Below are 258 nucleotides of genomic sequence, written 5' to 3' on the forward strand. Positions count from 1 at the left end.
TCCAAAGCGCCGCCGCACGCATGATCTCGGCAGGCGTCGAACACGGCGAACATGTTGGCATCCTGATGGGCAATTCCGTCGACTGGGTTGTCCTCTTCTACGCGGCGGCGTCCATCGGCGCGGTCACGGTTCCTGTCAACACTCGCTTCAAGCTCGACGAGCTGAACTATTGTCTGAAGCAAGGTGACGCACGCGTACTGTTCTATGTCGATACGTTCCTCGGTATCGACTACTCGCAGTTACTGCGCGACGTGGAGC

General features: G+C 58.5%; 1 protein-coding gene. It reads left to right on the forward strand.

Annotated elements, in window-relative coordinates; genetic code table 11:
- Positions 1-20 precede the first annotated feature (20 nt).
- On the forward strand, positions 21-258 hold a 238-nt coding region (locus tag SB773_RS32895), incomplete at its 3' end, for an AMP-binding protein (protein ID WP_410594610.1).

Source organism: Bacillus sp. SIMBA_074 (genome assembly GCF_046534555.1).
Lineage (GTDB): Bacteria > Bacillota > Bacilli > Bacillales > Bacillaceae_G > Bacillus_A > Bacillus_A mycoides.